Annotated in this window: 19 protein-coding genes; 12 read left to right on the plus strand and 7 right to left on the minus strand. The window is 61.8% G+C overall.

Annotation, left to right across the window (positions count from 1 at the left end):
• The first annotated feature begins 28 nt into the window (after nucleotides 1–28).
• Nucleotides 29–1,393: a 30S ribosomal protein S12 methylthiotransferase RimO gene (gene rimO / locus GRI68_RS01500; RefSeq protein ID WP_160615373.1), complete on the plus strand. Its 1,365-nt coding sequence runs from the start codon at nucleotides 29–31 to the stop codon at nucleotides 1,391–1,393.
• Between the two features lie 21 nt (nucleotides 1,394–1,414).
• On the opposite strand, the gene GRI68_RS01505 is transcribed toward rimO, so the two are convergent.
• Nucleotides 1,415–1,948: a hypothetical protein gene (locus GRI68_RS01505; protein ID WP_160615374.1), complete on the minus strand. Its 534-nt coding sequence runs from the start codon at nucleotides 1,946–1,948 to the stop codon at nucleotides 1,415–1,417.
• Between the two features lie 374 nt (nucleotides 1,949–2,322).
• Here GRI68_RS01505 and GRI68_RS01510 point away from each other — a divergent pair, with 374 nt between their 5' ends.
• On the plus strand, nucleotides 2,323–2,967 hold the full coding sequence (locus GRI68_RS01510) for a helix-turn-helix transcriptional regulator (RefSeq protein WP_234028827.1): 645 nt from the start codon (nucleotides 2,323–2,325) through the stop codon (nucleotides 2,965–2,967).
• A 52-nt stretch (nucleotides 2,968–3,019) separates the two neighbouring features.
• Here the strand turns inward: GRI68_RS01510 and GRI68_RS01515 are convergent, their stop codons facing one another.
• Nucleotides 3,020–3,262 carry a hypothetical protein gene (locus GRI68_RS01515; RefSeq protein WP_160615376.1) on the minus strand — a complete coding sequence of 81 codons (243 nt, stop codon included), beginning with the start codon at nucleotides 3,260–3,262 and terminating at the stop codon, nucleotides 3,020–3,022.
• Between the two features lie 15 nt (nucleotides 3,263–3,277).
• Nucleotides 3,278–3,484, minus strand: a complete 207-nt coding sequence (locus GRI68_RS01520) for a hypothetical protein (RefSeq protein WP_160615377.1) — start codon at nucleotides 3,482–3,484, stop codon at nucleotides 3,278–3,280.
• A gap of 40 nt (nucleotides 3,485–3,524) precedes the next feature.
• On the opposite strand from GRI68_RS01520, the gene GRI68_RS13940 reads away from it, so the two are divergent.
• The 6 genes from GRI68_RS13940 to GRI68_RS01550 all read left to right on the plus strand — a co-directional run bounded on the left by GRI68_RS13940 (nucleotide 3,525) and on the right by GRI68_RS01550 (nucleotide 9,637).
• The gene (locus GRI68_RS13940; protein WP_325063738.1) at nucleotides 3,525–4,190 is read left to right on the plus strand and encodes a helix-turn-helix transcriptional regulator; all 666 of its coding nucleotides are present in this window, start codon (nucleotides 3,525–3,527) and stop codon (nucleotides 4,188–4,190) included.
• A gap of 60 nt (nucleotides 4,191–4,250) precedes the next feature.
• On the plus strand, nucleotides 4,251–5,756 hold the full coding sequence (locus GRI68_RS01530) for a flavin-containing monooxygenase (protein WP_160615379.1): 1,506 nt from the start codon (nucleotides 4,251–4,253) through the stop codon (nucleotides 5,754–5,756).
• Nucleotides 5,757–5,766: 10 nt separating this feature from the next.
• The gene (locus GRI68_RS01535) at nucleotides 5,767–6,528 is read left to right on the plus strand and encodes a competence/damage-inducible protein A (RefSeq protein WP_160615380.1); all 762 of its coding nucleotides are present in this window, start codon (nucleotides 5,767–5,769) and stop codon (nucleotides 6,526–6,528) included.
• 67 nt (nucleotides 6,529–6,595) lie between these two features.
• Nucleotides 6,596–7,180, plus strand: coding sequence for an RNA polymerase sigma factor (locus GRI68_RS01540; RefSeq protein WP_325063739.1), 585 nt, complete (start codon nucleotides 6,596–6,598; stop codon nucleotides 7,178–7,180).
• Nucleotides 7,181–7,190: 10 nt separating this feature from the next.
• Nucleotides 7,191–7,925: an anti-sigma factor gene (locus GRI68_RS01545; RefSeq protein ID WP_160615381.1), complete on the plus strand. Its 735-nt coding sequence runs from the start codon at nucleotides 7,191–7,193 to the stop codon at nucleotides 7,923–7,925.
• A gap of 254 nt (nucleotides 7,926–8,179) precedes the next feature.
• Nucleotides 8,180–9,637, plus strand: coding sequence for a YadA-like family protein (locus GRI68_RS01550; protein ID WP_160615382.1), 1,458 nt, complete (start codon nucleotides 8,180–8,182; stop codon nucleotides 9,635–9,637).
• 177 nt (nucleotides 9,638–9,814) lie between these two features.
• Here the strand turns inward: GRI68_RS01550 and rplA are convergent, their stop codons facing one another.
• On the minus strand, nucleotides 9,815–10,516 hold the full coding sequence (gene rplA, locus GRI68_RS01555; RefSeq protein WP_160615383.1) for a 50S ribosomal protein L1: 702 nt from the start codon (nucleotides 10,514–10,516) through the stop codon (nucleotides 9,815–9,817).
• Between the two features lie 2 nt (nucleotides 10,517–10,518).
• Nucleotides 10,519–10,950 carry a 50S ribosomal protein L11 gene (rplK, locus tag GRI68_RS01560; protein WP_160615384.1) on the minus strand — a complete coding sequence of 144 codons (432 nt, stop codon included), beginning with the start codon at nucleotides 10,948–10,950 and terminating at the stop codon, nucleotides 10,519–10,521.
• 421 nt (nucleotides 10,951–11,371) lie between these two features.
• Here rplK and GRI68_RS13990 point away from each other — a divergent pair, with 421 nt between their 5' ends.
• The 3 genes from GRI68_RS13990 to GRI68_RS01575 all read left to right on the plus strand — a co-directional run bounded on the left by GRI68_RS13990 (nucleotide 11,372) and on the right by GRI68_RS01575 (nucleotide 13,070).
• Entirely contained in the window at nucleotides 11,372–11,548 is a 177-nt protein-coding gene (locus GRI68_RS13990) for an OmpA family protein (protein ID WP_407643358.1), read from the plus strand.
• A gap of 127 nt (nucleotides 11,549–11,675) precedes the next feature.
• Nucleotides 11,676–12,710 (plus strand): sensor histidine kinase, encoded by a 1,035-nt coding sequence (locus GRI68_RS01570; protein WP_160615385.1) that lies wholly within the window; start codon nucleotides 11,676–11,678, stop codon nucleotides 12,708–12,710.
• A 24-nt stretch (nucleotides 12,711–12,734) separates the two neighbouring features.
• Nucleotides 12,735–13,070: a response regulator gene (locus GRI68_RS01575; RefSeq protein WP_160615386.1), complete on the plus strand. Its 336-nt coding sequence runs from the start codon at nucleotides 12,735–12,737 to the stop codon at nucleotides 13,068–13,070.
• A gap of 34 nt (nucleotides 13,071–13,104) precedes the next feature.
• On the opposite strand, the gene nusG is transcribed toward GRI68_RS01575, so the two are convergent.
• Nucleotides 13,105–13,641 (minus strand): transcription termination/antitermination protein NusG, encoded by a 537-nt coding sequence (nusG, locus tag GRI68_RS01580; RefSeq protein WP_160615387.1) that lies wholly within the window; start codon nucleotides 13,639–13,641, stop codon nucleotides 13,105–13,107.
• Between the two features lie 23 nt (nucleotides 13,642–13,664).
• Nucleotides 13,665–13,859 (minus strand): preprotein translocase subunit SecE, encoded by a 195-nt coding sequence (gene secE / locus GRI68_RS01585; protein ID WP_160615388.1) that lies wholly within the window; start codon nucleotides 13,857–13,859, stop codon nucleotides 13,665–13,667.
• A gap of 265 nt (nucleotides 13,860–14,124) precedes the next feature.
• Between secE and GRI68_RS01590 the strand changes: the two genes are divergently transcribed.
• Complete coding sequence (locus tag GRI68_RS01590; RefSeq protein WP_160615389.1) at nucleotides 14,125–15,648, plus strand: alanine/glycine:cation symporter family protein; 1,524 nt, start codon at nucleotides 14,125–14,127, stop codon at nucleotides 15,646–15,648.
• Nucleotides 15,649–15,685 lie beyond the last annotated feature (37 nt).

Genomic DNA, 15,685 nt, shown 5'->3' on the forward strand with positions numbered 1-15,685 from the left:
CTCTACTGGTGTAGAGGCGCGCCCCATCATGGCAACGCGGATCGAAGACGCCCCGAAAGTGGGCATGGTCAGCCTCGGCTGTCCGAAGGCGCTGGTGGATTCCGAGCGCATTCTCACGCGCCTGCGCGCCGACGGCTATGCGATGAGCCCCGATTATGCCGGCGCCGACGTCGTGCTGGTCAACACCTGCGGGTTTCTCGATTCGGCCAAGGAGGAAAGCCTCCAGGCAATCGGCGAGGCCATCGCCGAAAATGGCCGCGTGATCGTGACCGGCTGCATGGGCGAGGATGCCGACGCGATCCGCGCCGCCCATCCGCAAGTCCTCGCGGTAACGGGCGCGCATCAATACGAACAGGTTGTCGAAGCGGTTCATGAGGCTGCGCCGCCGGCGCGCGGTCCGTTCGTCGATCTGATCCCGCAGCCCGACATCAAGCTGACCCCGCGCCATTACGGCTATCTGAAGATTTCAGAGGGCTGCAATCATTCCTGCGCGTTCTGCATCATCCCCGATCTGCGCGGGAAGCTCGCCAGTCGCCGGGTCGATGCGGTGCTGCGCGAGGCGGAGAAGCTGGTCGCGGCGGGAACCAAGGAATTGCTGGTCATCAGCCAGGACACCAGCGCCTATGGGGTCGATATCCGGCACGAGACCCGCCAGTGGAAGGGCCACGACGTCCGGGCGCATATGACCGATCTGGCGCGCGAATTGGGCGGCCTGCGCACGGCCGACGGCGCGCCGCCGTGGATTCGGCTCCACTATGTCTACCCCTATCCGCATGTCGACGCGGTGATTCCGTTGATGGCCGAAGGCCTGGTGACGCCCTATCTCGACATCCCGTTCCAGCACGCGGCACCTTCGGTCCTGAAGGCGATGAAGCGTCCGGCGAACGAGGCCAAGGTGCTTGAACGGCTGAAGGGCTGGCGCGAAATCTGCCCCGATATCGCGGTGCGCTCCTCCTTCGTCGTCGGCTTTCCCGGCGAAACGGAGCACGATTTCCGCTATCTGCTCGACTGGCTCGAGGAAGCGCAGCTCGACCGGGTCGGCGGTTTCCGCTTCGAACCCGTCGAAGGGGCGCAGGCCAACGATCTGCCCGGTGCGGTGCCCGAGGAGGTCAAGGAAGAGCGTTATGCGCGGCTGATGGAGGTCACCGAACGGATTTCCGCAGCCAAGCTCGCCTCAAAGGTAGGCAGCACCATTCCGGTGATCGTCGACGAAGTCGGCGAGCCGGACGAGGATGGCGATATCGGCGCGACCGCGCGCAGCCAGGCCGACGCCCCCGAAATCGACGGCGCGGTCTATCTGCGCAATGTCTCGGCAAAATTGCAGGCCGGCGACATCATCGACGTAAAGGTCGAGGATGCCGACGCCCACGATCTGTACGGAGCTCCGGCCTGACCGGACGCCCGTTCGACTGCGTCAGGCGCAGTCGAGACGCGAGCCGGTATCGTTATCGGCTTCGTTGGCGATATCCTCTTCGACGAAGAAGCTGCGCACGCGTGATGCACCGTCATCGCTCAGGCGAACGAAATGCGTACGGTCGCACCATTCGACCAGACCTTCTGCTTTCAGTTCTTTCAGGTTGTCCTCGATGACCCGGACGGGACAATCCAGGTCGACGGCGAAATTGCTGGTCGCGGCACGCCTGCCCTGCACCCTGTAGCGATAGAGCATCAGGATAATGTCCCAACTGCATTCGCCGAAAAGGTGCGCGGGGAACAGTTTGCGCCGGCGCGAGCGTTCGCGCAGCATGCGCAGCGCCATCGCTTCGAGCAATTGCTCATGCTCGTAGGCGAACGGATCGGCCGCCAGCGCGATCTTGTCGTCTTCCGCCACCATTTCGTCGGCCATCGTGTCGGCGAGGCGCAACAGCGACCAGGCCTGCCGCGACAGCCGCCGCGCATGCCGGCGAAGTTCTTCGACGTGGTTTGCTTTTCCGACTTTGCTCAACATCTTTTCACCGCTGCGTTTCCGGACATGATGCCGGGTTCGCATTCATGACAATTATTTGACGAGTTCGCCGATTTCGTCTCGTGCGATCGATGGACGGCGAATTAAGCGAGGCTTATCTGTCTGAAAAGTCCCGCAATCTGGGGACAAGGACGAGAAGTCGCTGAAATAGAAACTAAATTTCTTTTCGTTCGTTGGAGTTGTGACGAATTTTACTGGGAGGCAGGCTCTGTATCTCGAACTGCGCTCCGAATTCTCTCAAGATCCCGTCAGGACACGGGAAAGGACAAGGCAATGCGATGCAGGATATCCTGACCGCCATAAGCCAGCAGAATGAGATCGACGCTATCCGCACCCTCGTAATCGCGGGCGCGAAAATGTCTGGTGCGACGTGCTATTCATACCACCTCACACCGAGGTTCCAGCGTCAAAACTCGGCCAACGTCCAGATGTGCTCGGAAGGTTATCCCGAGACGTGGACGGATATCTATTCGGATCCTGCGTTCCGGGAGAGTGATCCCATGCCGGATTTCGTCGTAGGTTACGGGGCGCCGATGACCTGGTCGGACGCGATCGCGCAAATACGGGCCAAACCGGACACACCGCCGGGCACGGAGCGGTTTTTCGAAGCGATGAAAGACCACGGACTTGTCCATGGGATCGGGATCCCGCTCTATGGTCCCAATTGCCGCGATGGTTATGCCGCCTTCTGCTTCGACGAAGAGGTCGATGTTAACGGCGAAAAGGTCGAGACACTGGTGCGGATGATGAACACCGCGCACCGCCGGATCGTCGAATTGCTCGACGATTGCGAGCAGGCGAATATCGGCTTGTCGGAACGCGAACACGAGGTCCTCGAGCGCATCGCAGAAGGGTGCTCCAATGCCGAGATCGCGTTACGCCTCGGTATCTCTCCCGAAACCGTCGGCACTTATGTGAAACGTCTCTACGAAAAGCTGGATACGCATGACCGTATCGGCGCGACCGTCAAAGGGCTGAAGCTTGGGCTGATTTACGCCTGATCCACCCTTATTGTCTCTTGATGCCTGGCCTGACCCGACGGGTTCCTTCTGCCTACGCAATGCAATCCGGCTCAGGCAATGAGAGGGGCGCATCATCAAGGAAATACTCACGGACCAGTTCCGCTCCGTGTTCCGTCAGGCGCAGGAAATGTCGTCGCGGGCACCATGTGACCAAATTGACGTCCACCAATACGGCGATCGCATCTTCGATGTCACGCGCAGGGCATTCAAGCTCGATCACTAGAGCGATGAGAGGTGTCCTGCGACCTTTGACCCGATTGCGATAGAGGATCATGAGGCTGTCCCATCCTCACCGGATGAAAATCCGCTCGGAGAATAAAGCACTTCTCCTTGCGCGTTCGCACAGGGACTGTTTTGCAAGGGCGTCCAGCACGAGGTCGTGCTCGTAACAAACCCGGTTCGTTCGATGCGGCCCGCGGCCCGTATGCGGAGTATCGGCGCGGTGCTGCGAGATATTCTCGGCCATCTTCGTCAGCGACCAGGCGAAACTCGCCATCGCGATCGCGAATATCGACGCGATTGATGATGTTGCAAACGTGATGATCGAGACGGCCCGGTCGCAAGGCACGTGGTGTCAGTCCTACCATCTGACTCCTGCTTTCGCACGGCACTCTTCCGGAGTCGTGGAGATTTATGCGGATGGTTTCCCGAAGGAATGGCTAAAGCTTTACGGAGATCCGGCTTTCCGCGCATTCGATCCGTTGCCGGATCAGGTGATCGCGCAAGGGCGCACCATGACGTGGCTGGAAGCAAAGGATGAGGTACTCGCCAAGGGCAATGTCCCTCCACAGACGGTCGAGTACTTCGAAAAATCGCATGCCGCGGGCCTTGTACATGGTGTCGCGATCCCGTTGTACGGCCCCAACTACCGCAATGCTTACGCCTCCTACGGGTTCGTGGATGAAGTCAGCATCGACGACAAGCGTGTTCGCACATTGATCGCCGTGGCGAGTGCCACTCACCGCCGTATCGTTGATTTTCTTAACCAGCCGGTCGACCACCATATCGCGCTTTCAAACCGTGAACGCGAGGTGCTGTTCGGCATCTCGAGAGGGCATTCGAACAACGAAATTGCCAGCCTGCTCGGGATCTCGCCCGAGACGGTTTCGACCTATGTAAAGCGACTCTTCGCCAAACTGGAGACACGTGACCGCATCGGCGCGACGATCAAGGGACTGAAATTCGGCCTGATCCACGTCTGACTTTTGGCTCTGGCCAACAAGCATGGCCTCGCTTACATTTGTGTAAGTAGGGAGAGCCAGATGACTGCAAGCCAAATTGCCGAGACCACTTTCGATTACGATGTCCTGATCGTCGGAGCGGGCATCTCCGGAATCGGAATGGCGGCGCATCTGGAGAGCATGTGCCCCGATCGCACCTATGCCCTGCTCGAGCGGCGCGAACAGCTCGGCGGTACGTGGGACCTGTTTCGGTACCCCGGCATACGCTCCGATAGCGACATGCACACGCTCGGCTTCGTCTTCGAACCGTGGAAGCACGAGAAATCGATCGCCGATGGGCCGGCGATCCTCGACTATCTCAACCGCATCGCCGACGAACGCGGGATCCGCGATCACATCCGCTGCAACAGCAAGGTCGTATCGGCCGATTTCGATATCGACAGCGCGCGCTGGACGGTCACGCTAGAGGGCGGCGACACGCTGACCTCGCGCTGGCTCTATCTCGGCTCGGGCTATTACGATTACGACGAACCGCACGATGCCGGGTTCGAAACCAGCGCGTTCGGCGGCACGATCATCCACCCGCAATTCTGGCCCGAGGATCTTGATTATACGGGAAAGAAAGTGGTGGTGATCGGATCGGGCGCGACCGCGGTCACGATCGTGCCTTCGATGGCCGACAAGGCGGCGCGTGTGACCATGCTCCAGCGCACGCCGACCTATTATTTCTCGCGCCCGGCCAAGGATCGTTTGGCGAACTTCCTGCGCAAGGTCTTGCCCGAAGAGACCGCCTATCGCTTCACCCGCTGGAAGAACGTGAAGATGCAGGACATCGGCTTCAAGCGCGCGCGGACGAAGCCGGAGAAGGTCAAACAGTTCCTGTTCAAGCGGGTCCGCAAGGAGCTGGGCGAGGCGTTCGATGAGGAGGCTTTCACCCCGCCTTACGATCCGTGGGATCAGCGGCTCTGTCTGGTGCCCGATGCCGATTTGTTTCGCGCCATTCGCGAAGGGCGGGCGAACATCGAAACCGGGCATATCGAGGCTTTCGAGGAGGGCGGCGTTCGCCTCAACTCGGGCGATTTGATCAAGGCCGATATCATCGTCACCGCGACCGGGCTGAAACTCGCCATGGCTGGCAAGATCGACATTTCGGTAGAGGGCGAACCGGTCGTTTTCGAGAACCGCTTCTATTACAAGGGCGCGATGTTTTCGAACCTGCCGAACCTTTCGGCGGTGTTCGGCTATCTCAATGCCAGTTGGACGCTTCGCGCCGACCTCGTGGCCGAATACACTTGCCGCGTGCTCAACCGGATGGACGACAAGGGCGCCGATCTCGCCACCCCAGTCCTGCCCGAGAATCACGGGCTGGAGGAAGACGACATTTTCGATTTCTCCTCCGGCTATATCCAGCGTGCCAAGGAGATCATGCCGCGCAATGCCACCGCGATGCCGTGGCGGCTGAATCAGGAATATGTCCGCGATCGCAAGGACATGAAAACCGGGCGGATCGAGGACGGAGTGCTTGCGTTCGGCAAGGCTGCGGCAAGCGCGCAGGTCGAGCGTGACACGCTGGAGCCTGCGGAGTAGGCCCTTCGGCATGGCCGAAAACCGCATCTACACCGCCGCTCTGATCGTCATCGGTGACGAGATCCTGTCGGGCCGCACGCACGACAAGAACATCGCACAAGTGGCCAGCTGGCTGCAGGTCCAGGGCATCCGCCTCGCCGAAGTGCGTGTGGTGCCGGATGTGCAGGAGACGATCGTTGCAGCGGTCAATGCCTTGCGAAACAGCCACGACTACATGTTCACCACCGGCGGTATCGGCCCGACTCATGATGACATCACCGTCGATGCCGTAGCCGCCGCACTCGACGTGACCGTGGTGGTGCATCCCGAAGCGCGCGCGATGCTGGAGCGCTATTACGCCAGCATCGGCAAGGAATTGACCGAGGCGCGCCTGCGCATGGCGCGCGTGCCTGAAGGTGCGGATCTCATTCCCAACCGGATGAGCGGAGCGCCGGGCATCAAGATCGGTAACATCCACATGATGGCAGGCGTGCCCCACATCACCGCCGGCATGCTCGATGCGCTGACTGGCACGCTCGAAGGTGGCGCGCCGCTGATTGCCGAAACGATCGGCTGCTGGACGGCGGAAAGCGAAGTCGCCGATATCCTGCGCGAAGTCGAAAAGGCGCATGCCCAGTGCCAGATCGGCTCTTACCCGTTCTTCCGCGAGGGCAAGGTCGGCGCCAATTTCGTGATCCGCTCGACCGATCGCGACGAATTGGCCAGCGCCATTGATACACTATGCGACGCGCTCGCCACGGCCGGGTTCGACTTCACACCCGGCGGAATTTGATCCCGCCCTTGCCACTTGCGATGCATCCCTTATCAAGATGGATACGTAAGTGGAGCGATGTCGCCTTGTGATCAGTCCCACTCCGCCTTCCGAGCCCCAGCCCGATCAGCGCCGCCAGATGCTGCAGGAAGCCCTTGGCCAAGTAGCGGCGGGCAACCGCACCGCGCTGAAGACCGTGTACGACCTTACATCGGGCAAACTCTATGCAGTGGTCGTTCGGATCATGCGCGATCGCGAGCGCGCTGAAGACGTGTTGCAGGATGTGTATCTCAAAGTGTGGGACCGGGCCGGTCGTTATGATCCTGAGAAGGCCAGCGTAATCACTTGGCTGTGTACCATCGCGCGCAACACCGCGATCGATGCTTTACGCAGCGATGCCCGCGTGCCCGCTCCGATGCGCGACGATGCCATGCCCGAACCGACGGATACCGATCCGCTGCCCGACACATTGCTATGTCGCCAGCAAGACAATGAGAAGCTGCGGCGTTGTATGGACGAGCTGAAGGAGGATCAGCGCCGATCGATCCGCCTCGCCTTTTTCGACGGCTTGACCCATTCCGAATTGTCCGAGCGGCTCGAAGTCCCGCTCGGCACACTCAAAAGCTGGATCCGACGCGGCCTGAACGGCCTGAAAGCGTGTCTCGGTGCCTGAGGACAGCATCATGGCCGACGATCCGATGATCCTGGCCGGAGAATATGCGCTGCGCGTGCTCGAGGGCAACGAGCTGGCAGAGGCGCAGCGCCGCGTCCTGGCCGATCGCGAGTTCGCCGAGATGGTGGACTGGTGGCACTCCTGGCTCGCCAACATGGCCGAGGACATCTTGCCGGTCGAACCTTCGGCACGGTTGTGGCCGGCGATCGAGCTGCGTCTTGCGGGTCGCGATCGCTCCGCCCGCGACCCGGTGGAGTTGAGCGTCGAACGCGACCGGCGCGGACCGTCGGCCTGGAGCATGGTGCTGGCAGGCACCGGCGTCGCTGCGCTGATTGGCGCATTCTTCCTCGCCATGCCGGGTACGCCTGAAGCTCCGGCCACGCCTGCGCCCACGGCTGCGGCACAGGCCCAGCAACTGATCGCCCAGTTGACGAGCGAAGACGGTGCGATCCGGCTCGCCGGACGCATCGATCCGGCATCCGAACGGCTGGTGATTCACACGGACGGGTTCCAGCCTTCGGACCGGCAGGTCCCTGTATTGTGGGTCGTGCCCGACGGCGGTGCCCCGGTTTCGCTGGGCGCAATTCCGGCCTCCGGGGATTTCGACCGTCGCCTGAATGCGCAGGAGCAGGCACTGCTGGTCGAAGGGGCGTTGCTGGCGGTGACCATGGAAGATCGCGGCGCCACGACCTACGCCGCACCGACCACACCGACCCTCGTTGCGGGCGCGCTCGACGCAGTCTGATCGTCCGCTTCTGAGCGGGTTCTTCCGCTCCATCTGAAATAACGTCACGCGATCCGCATCCGGACCGGTCGGGTTACCGTAGCTGCTCCTGTCATCCGAAAGATCCGGATGGCAGCCGCACGTATTTCCTTCTTTGGATACGAGGTTTCTGAACTGACGGGCGTCGTAGAATGGCTCGCGGGTCGGAACTATCGCGGACGGGGAAACAGGGAATTCAGGCGGCTTTCTGGTCCAAAACAGGAAGAGGTTTGCCTATGACTATCGAATTCAAGAAAACCGTCACCGCGTCGCTGCTTGCAGGTGCCGCATTCACGGTCCTGCCCGCGACGGCGCAGGCGCAGGAAATCGTCGGCGACGATGGCGCGGAATGTGTCGTCGAGATCAATGACGGAGCATCCACCGGCACGGCCAACGCTACCGCCGAGGGCGAGGATGCGCTGGCGTGCGGCGAAGATGCCAACGCCAACGGTCCCTCAACCACCGCAGTCGGTGGCGAGAGCAATGCCGAAGGCCCCGGCGCGACCGCAATCGGGTGGCAAGCCGATGCCAGTGCCGAACGCGCGACTGCACTCGGCCACCTCGCGACCGCACAGGGCGTCCGCTCGCTTGCAATCGGCGAGAATGCCGACGCGCAAAGCGATTTCTCGACCGCCATCGGTAATGAATCGATCGCCAACGGTATCGACGCCCTCGCGCTGGGCGATGCAGCGATGGCGACGGGCAATTCGACCACCGCGATCGGCGGTGAGAGCGTTGCGAGCACGCCTGGGTCGACCGCGCTGGGTTGGCAGGCACAGGCGACCGGTGCGATGGCCACGGCCGTGGGGCACCAGTCGACCGCTTCGGGAGACCAGAGCTTTGCCGGCGGCGAGGATTCGATTGCGGAAGGCACCAATTCGATCGCCATCGGCAACACCGCCCAGGCTTTGGGCGGCGATTCGATCGCAATCGGCGGCAATCGCGACGGCGCGTCTGGCATGGCCACGATCGCCAGCGGCCCTTCGACCACTGCAGTCGGTGGACAGGCAAACGCGATGGGCCCGGGTGCCAGCGCCTATGGCTGGCGCGCGATGTCGACCGCAGAACGGGCCACGGCGATCGGTCATCTCGCCGTGGCCAGCGGCGTGCGGTCGACCTCGCTCGGCGAAGCGGCTACCGCATCGGGCGACGGTTCGGTCGCGATCGGCAACCAGTCCGTCGCGTCGGGGGCCAACTCCGTCGCGATCGGCAATGGCGCGGTTGCCGCCAATGACGGCCAGGTGGTGATCGCCGGTCTCGATACCAGCACGACCAGCCAGGCAGGCACCATCTTCGCGGTAACCACCGATTCCGGTGGTACCCTGGGACGCACCGCGCTGGCCACAAGTGCTGCCGTGGCCAACAACACGTCGGCCATCACCGCGCTGCAGTCGTCGCTGATTGCACAGGACGGGCGCATCAGCTCGCTCGAGGCGCTCACGTCGCAGAATACCTTCGACATCCGCCGCGCCAATGAAGGTGTCGCGATGGGCCTCGCCATGGAAAGCCCGGCTCTGCCTGCCGGAACCAATTTCGGCCTTTCGGGCGGGGTCGGCTATTTCGCCGATCAGGGCGCTGGCACGATGGCCTTCAGTGCCAGGGTCAGCGATAACACGACCGTCTCCGCCGGGCTCGGCGTCGGCTTCGACAGCGGCGAAGTCGGAGCCCGTGGCGGCTTCCAGATCGCTTGGTAATCAGCTCGTCCTGTAGGACCAGGAAGAGGGGCCGGGATGCGCAAGCATTCCGGCCTTTCTCCGTGTTTGTACGATAGTGCCGAACGCAAAAGGGCCGGAGGATTGCTCCCCCGGCCCTTCGCATTGTTCGATGCCTGTAGGAAAGCGGTTTGCTAACCGCGTTTCCCTGGCGCGGGTTTACGCGCCTTCGACTTCGGCGATATCGATTTTCAGGCCCGGGCCCATCGACGAGGTCAGCGAGACCTTGCGGACATACTTGCCCTTGGCGCCGCTCGGCTTGGCCTTGACGATCGCGTCGGTGAAGGCCTTGAAGTTGGTTTTGATGTCTTCGTCCTTGAAGCTCATCTTGCCGAGGCCGGAGTGGATGATGCCCATCTTCTCGACGCGGAATTCGACCTGGCCGCCCTTGGCGTCCTTTACGGCCTGTTCCACGTTCGGGGTGACGGTGCCCAGCTTCGGGTTCGGCATCAGGCCCTTGGGACCCAGCACCTTACCGAGACGGCCGACCACGCCCATCATGTCGGGCGAGGCGATCACGCGATCGTAATCGAGATTGCCGTTCTGCATGTCTTCCATCAGGTCTTCCGCGCCGACCTTGTCGGCACCGGCGGCCAGCGCCTTTTCGGCGTTGTCACCGCGTGCGAAGACCGCAACCTTGACGTCCTTGCCCGTGCCCGAGGGCAGCGAGACGACACCGCGGACCATCTGGTCGGCGTGGCGCGGATCGACACCCAGGTTCATGGCGATTTCGACGGTTTCGTCGAGCTTCGTCATCTCGCCAAATTCGCGCAGGATCTTCAGCGCTTCGTCGAACGAGTAGAGCTTTTCGTTGTCGACCTTCTCGGCGACGAGCTTTTGCTTCTTGGTGATCTTGGTCATGTTCAGCCCTCCACCACGTCGAGGCCCATCGAACGCGCGGAGCCTTCGATGATCTTCATGGCCTGGTCGATGTCGTTGGCGTTCAGGTCCGCCATCTTGGTCTCGGCGATTTCCTTGACCTGGCTTGTCTTGATCGTGCCGATCTTGTTCTTGTTCGGCTCGCCCGAGCCCTTCTTCACCTTGGCGGCCTTCTTCAGCAGATAGCTGGCGGGCGGCGACTTGGTGACGAAGGTGAAGCTGCGATCGGCATAGACCGTGATCTTGGTCGGGATCGGGGCGTTCTTTTCCATGTCCTGCGTGGCGGCGTTGAAGGCCTTGCAGAATTCCATGATGTTGACGCCACGCTGACCGAGCGCGGGGCCGATCGGCGGGGAGGGGTTGGCGGTGCCGGCGGGCACCTGAAGGTTGATGTAACCTTCGATCTTCTTGGCCATGATGGCTTCCTTTTCTCACTGTCGCCCGGACCTTCGGCAGACCGAGGGGCAGGGCTCATGTTAAGCGGTACGAACGAAGCGACCCATCTTGATGGATGGCGCCTCTCCCGCGCGGGTTTTCCAAAGCTGGGCTTGGGAAGCCGCGCAGATAGCGTTTTTCGCACAATTTGCAAGCGATTCCGCTGCTTGGAAGAGGGACGAGGATGGACCACCGACACGGGGGTTTTGCAAAACTGCGTAACTCCGATTGTTCGCTACGTTTCAAAGGTTTGTACGCGAATATCGCGCTTCAAGTGTAACCTTCCGATCGATCGGACTAATCCGAGCCTCCAAACTATACATGGACGCATCGTCGCATATGCGCTTCGAGTAGGAAAATTCTGCGGCGGTTTTCATCGAATTCGATCTCGACAAGGCGACGCTGCGCCCCGCCGCGGATGACGACGAAGCGCGCACGGTCAAGGAAAGACTGGTGGCGGCGGGGATCGACGGTTCTCGGCTTACTACCGCAGGATATGGCGCGACGCGGCCGCTGGCGAAGGATGGGGATCCCGATGCGGCCGCGCGCAATCGGCGCGTGGAACTGGTTCGGCATTAGGCGAACCGGGGAGGGCGCGCAGGGCGTCATCGCCTTGCAGCTGATCGTCTCGCAGCGCTTCGGTTGTACTGCCCTCATTTCGGAAAAATATCCTAGCAAAACAGTGCCCGGGGCGTAATGTGCACTTGTGCCAGGGGATTCGTTCAGAACCGAAAAACGCCTGCGACAGCTGATCAACCAGCTGGTCGCGTTCGTCGCCGTGCTCGATCGGGATGGGCGGATCAAGGATGTCGACGAGGCTGCGCTTGCGGTGGCCGGGCTGAAGCTGGACGACGTCATCGGACTGCATTTCTGGGAGGCGGCCTGGTGGAACTACGACCCCTTCATCCAGGAGCAGATGCGCAGTGACATCGCCCGCGCTGCGCAAGGGGAAACCATACGGCGCGAAGCGCGTCCGATGAAAACCGATGGCAGTCTGCTGCCGGTCGATTTCCAGCTCGGCCGGATCGTGAACGAGCGGGGAGAGGTGATCGAAATCATCGCGTCGGCCAGCGACATCACCCTGCAGAAACAGCACGAGGCCGATCTCGAGGAAGAGCGCAACCGCCTGGCGCTGCTCAACCGCGAGTTGCGCCATCGGGTGAAGAACCTGTTCGCGGTGGTCGATGCGGCGATTTCGATCAGCGCGCGTCAGATCGAGGATCGCGATGAAATGATCGCTGCCGCCCGTTCGCGCATTCATGCCCTGTCTGCGGCGCATGTCGCCTCGATCGAGGAAGAGGATTTCTCGGTTGGCTTGCGCACGTTGTTGACGGGCGTTCTTTCGGCCCAATGCCCTAATGCCGACGCCCTCACGATGGAGGGCCCCGACTTCCAGATCGGCAGCCACAGCGTTACGCCGCTTACACTGGTGTGTCACGAGCTCGCCACGAACGCGACAAAATACGGCGCATGGGCGAAGGATGGAGGAACCATTCAGGTCGCATGGGATTTGGTGGGACGGAAAGCTGACGAGGACGAGCGGGAAAACCGCCACGATGTACGCATTCAATGGCATGAGCATATCGCTGAAGCGACAGCGCTTGAGCCCTTCGACGAAGGGTTCGGCAGCGATCTCGTGCGTCGGTGTGCGAAGCAGCTCGGCGGTGTTCCCGAATATGAGCGTGCCGACGGCGGCTGGCGGATCAGCATGCGCTTCCCGGCAGCCAATTTGCGCGAGTAGTGGAAAATGTCGAGGAGGCCCTGTTTGCGCCTCCTGATTGCCGAAGATGAAGTGCTGATTGCGATGCAGCTCGAAGTCGAGCTGGAAGAGCTGGGCTGCGACATCGCCGCGGTCACCGCCACGCTCGACGAAACGAAAGTCAAAGTGGCAGGCGGCGGGTTCGATGCCGCCATCCTCGACATCGATCTATGCGGAGAAGACGTATTTCCCGCTGCGCACGACCTCGCGCGGCGCGGAATTCCGTTCGTGTTCTATTCGGGCCATGCCTTGCGCGAAGACATCGCCGAGCATTTCCCGGATCACAGGGTTTTTTCCAAGCCGACGCCGGTGCGCATCCTGCTCGATGCGGTGAGCGGGTAAACGGCCGGGCCCGCCAAAGGCGGGGCCGCGGCGCTTACTTGACCAGTTCGACTTCTTCGAAGTCCAGCTCGACCGGGGTTGCGCGGCCGAAGATCGAGACCGAGACCTTGACCTTCTGCTTGTCGAAATCGAGCTCTTCCACCACGCCGTTGAAGCTGGCGAAGGGTCCGCCAAGGACCTTGACCTGGTCGCCGATTTCGTAATCGACGCTGATCTCGCGCTTGGGCGCGGCCTTGGCATCTTCGACGCCGCCGAAATAGCGTGCGGCCTCGCGTTCGGAGATCGCCTGCGGCTTGTTGTTGTTGCCGAGGAAGCCGGTGACCTTGGGCGTGTTCTTGACGAGGTGATAGACGTCGTCCGTCATCATCAACTTGGCCAGCACGTAGCCGGGCATGAACTTGCGTTCGGTCTGCACCTTCTTGCCGCGCTTGATCTCGGTGATGGTTTCGGTCGGGACCTGAACGTCTTCGACCGCATCGGACAGGCCGAGGCGCTCGGCTTCCGAAATGATCGCGTCGCGCACCTTGTTCTCGAAACCGGAATAGGCGTGAATGATATACCAGCGGGCCATTATGCGTCCGTAGTCAGGAGGGATCAGGCGAGGCGGAGGAGCCAGCCGACGAGGCCCTGGAACAGGGTGTCGATGCCGAAGAAGAACAGCGCGAGGATCAGCATCATGATGCCGACCATGATCGCGGTCTGGATGGTTTCGGCGCGCGTCGGCCACACGACCTTCGATGCCTCGGTCCGCACCTGGCGGATGAATTCTCCGGGAGTGGTCTTGGCCATCGTCTCGCTTCCGTAGTCAAAATCGCGTGTCTTCCGGGATGGGGCCTGCGCCGCCCCGGTTCAAGTCCGGGAGGGGCTATTTTCCATCGATGTCGGAATTGACTTGGCCTCTAACCGCCTGTCTCGCGATGTGCAAGAGCGGCGTTGGGGCAAGCCGCCGGGTGTTCGGCCTGTCCCGCCGCGGAATACGCACAAACGCTGGTATTCGCCGAAGAGTGCCGTTAGCACTTGTTGCATAACGGGAGTTCAAAGGGGAAATTCTTACATGGCCACTGGTCAACCTATGACGTTCGACGAGCGTATGCTCGGTCCTGTCACCAATATTTCCGAATTCATCTGGGGCGGCATGTGGAATGGGGAGCAACTGATCCCGTTCCCGCCGCTGGCGATCGTGCTGCTGGGCGCGGGGCTGTGGTTCATGATCGGCCTGCGCGGCTATCCGGTCACCAATCTGTGGCCTGCGCTGAAGAACCTGTTTGCTGGCCGCAAGAGCGAAGGCAAGGGCGAGATCTCGCCGTTCGCCGCGCTTTCGACCGCGCTTTCGGGCCAGGTCGGCACCGGTAACCTCGCCGGCGTCGCCACGGCGATCGCCCTGGGCGGGCCGGGCGCGATCTTCTGGATGTGGATCACGGCCTTGTTCGGCATGGCGCTGGCCTTCGCCGAAGGCTCGCTCGCGATCCGCTATCGCGAGACCACGTCGGACGGCACCTATCGCGGCGGTCCGATGAGCTACATCATGATGGGTCTGGGGCCGAAATGGACCTGGCTCGCGATCTTCTTCTGCATCGGCACGTTGGTATCGGCGCTGGTCACCGGCAACGGCATCCAGTCGAACGCGGTGGCCGACGGCCTCAACGAGCTTTTCGGGATCGAGGAATCGACCGGCGGTCTGATCGTCGCGGTGCTGGTGTTCATCGTCATCATCGGCGGGATCAAGTCGATCGGCAAAGTTGCCGAAAGCGTCGTGCCGTTCATGGCCGCGGCCTATATCGTGATGGCGATCATCGCGATCATCCTCAACATCGGGGACATTCCGGAAACCTTCCAGCGCATCTTCTACGGGGCGTTCAACCCGCAGGCGGCAAGCGGCGGTTTCGTGGGCGCGGCGATCATCCTCGCGATCCGCGCCGGTGTCGCCCGCGGCCTGTTCTCGAACGAGGCCGGTCAGGGTTCGACCCCGATCGCCCACGCCGTTGCGCAGACCGACGATCCGCAGTTCCAGGGCCGCATGGCGATGCTGGGTACATTCATCGACACGATCGTGATCTGCACCATGACGGCGCTGGTGATCCTGACGGTGGAAGGCAATTTCACCCATAACGGGCAGCCGGTGCTGCATGCCTGGCAGGCCGATCTGGATGGCTTCGCGGTGACCAGCGGTGCCTTTGCCGCCGCATTCCCGTTCGAGATTGCGGCGATCCCGATCGGCACGCTGATCGCTTCGATCGCGTTGCTGCTGTTCGTGTTCACCACGCTCCTCACCTGGAGCTATTACGGCGAACGCGCGATCACCTTCATCTACGACCGGTTTCCGGGCTCGAACATCAAGGGTGAAAAGATCCTCCACATGATCTGGCGCGTGCTGTGGTGCGTGGCGATCTATATCGGCGCGAGCCGCGAGAGCGACCTTATCTGGCGGATGGGCGACATCGCCAACGGCCTGATGGTCCTGCCGAACCTGATCGCGCTGCTGCTGCTGTCGGGAGTGGTCTTCGCGCTCGCGCGCGGCAACCGTACGGCGGGCAAGGATTTCCACGCGAAAACGCCGGAGGAACCGGAGGAGTACTGATCCTCCGATCCTGACGGGACACACGAGGGGGGAGCCG

Origin of the sequence: Alteriqipengyuania halimionae (assembly GCF_009827575.1) — a bacterium.
GTDB classification, from domain to species: domain Bacteria; phylum Pseudomonadota; class Alphaproteobacteria; order Sphingomonadales; family Sphingomonadaceae; genus Alteriqipengyuania_A; species Alteriqipengyuania_A halimionae.

Excerpts from the sequence above, each read along its gene's own strand:
- nusG (WP_160615387.1), bottom strand. The coding sequence starts at position 13,641 with ATGGCCCGCTGGTATATCATTCACGCCTATTCCGGTTTCGAGAACAAG.
- secE (WP_160615388.1), bottom strand. The coding sequence starts at position 13,859 with ATGGCCAAGACCACTCCCGGAGAATTCATCCGCCAGGTGCGGACCGAG.
- GRI68_RS01520 (WP_160615377.1), bottom strand. The coding sequence starts at position 3,484 with ATGGCGAGTTTCGCCTGGTCGCTGACGAAGATGGCCGAGAATATCTCG.
- GRI68_RS01530 (WP_160615379.1), top strand. The coding sequence starts at position 4,251 with ATGACTGCAAGCCAAATTGCCGAGACCACTTTCGATTACGATGTCCTG.
- GRI68_RS01590 (WP_160615389.1), top strand. The coding sequence starts at position 14,125 with ATGGCCACTGGTCAACCTATGACGTTCGACGAGCGTATGCTCGGTCCT.
- rplA (WP_160615383.1), bottom strand. The coding sequence starts at position 10,516 with ATGACCAAGATCACCAAGAAGCAAAAGCTCGTCGCCGAGAAGGTCGAC.
- GRI68_RS01550 (WP_160615382.1), top strand. The coding sequence starts at position 8,180 with ATGACTATCGAATTCAAGAAAACCGTCACCGCGTCGCTGCTTGCAGGT.
- GRI68_RS01545 (WP_160615381.1), top strand. The coding sequence starts at position 7,191 with ATGGCCGACGATCCGATGATCCTGGCCGGAGAATATGCGCTGCGCGTG.
- rimO (WP_160615373.1), top strand. The coding sequence starts at position 29 with ATGGCAACGCGGATCGAAGACGCCCCGAAAGTGGGCATGGTCAGCCTC.
- GRI68_RS01515 (WP_160615376.1), bottom strand. The coding sequence starts at position 3,262 with ATGATCCTCTATCGCAATCGGGTCAAAGGTCGCAGGACACCTCTCATC.
- rplK (WP_160615384.1), bottom strand. The coding sequence starts at position 10,950 with ATGGCCAAGAAGATCGAAGGTTACATCAACCTTCAGGTGCCCGCCGGC.
- GRI68_RS01535 (WP_160615380.1), top strand. The coding sequence starts at position 5,767 with ATGGCCGAAAACCGCATCTACACCGCCGCTCTGATCGTCATCGGTGAC.
- GRI68_RS01505 (WP_160615374.1), bottom strand. The coding sequence starts at position 1,948 with ATGTTGAGCAAAGTCGGAAAAGCAAACCACGTCGAAGAACTTCGCCGG.
- GRI68_RS01510 (WP_234028827.1), top strand. The coding sequence starts at position 2,323 with ATGTCTGGTGCGACGTGCTATTCATACCACCTCACACCGAGGTTCCAG.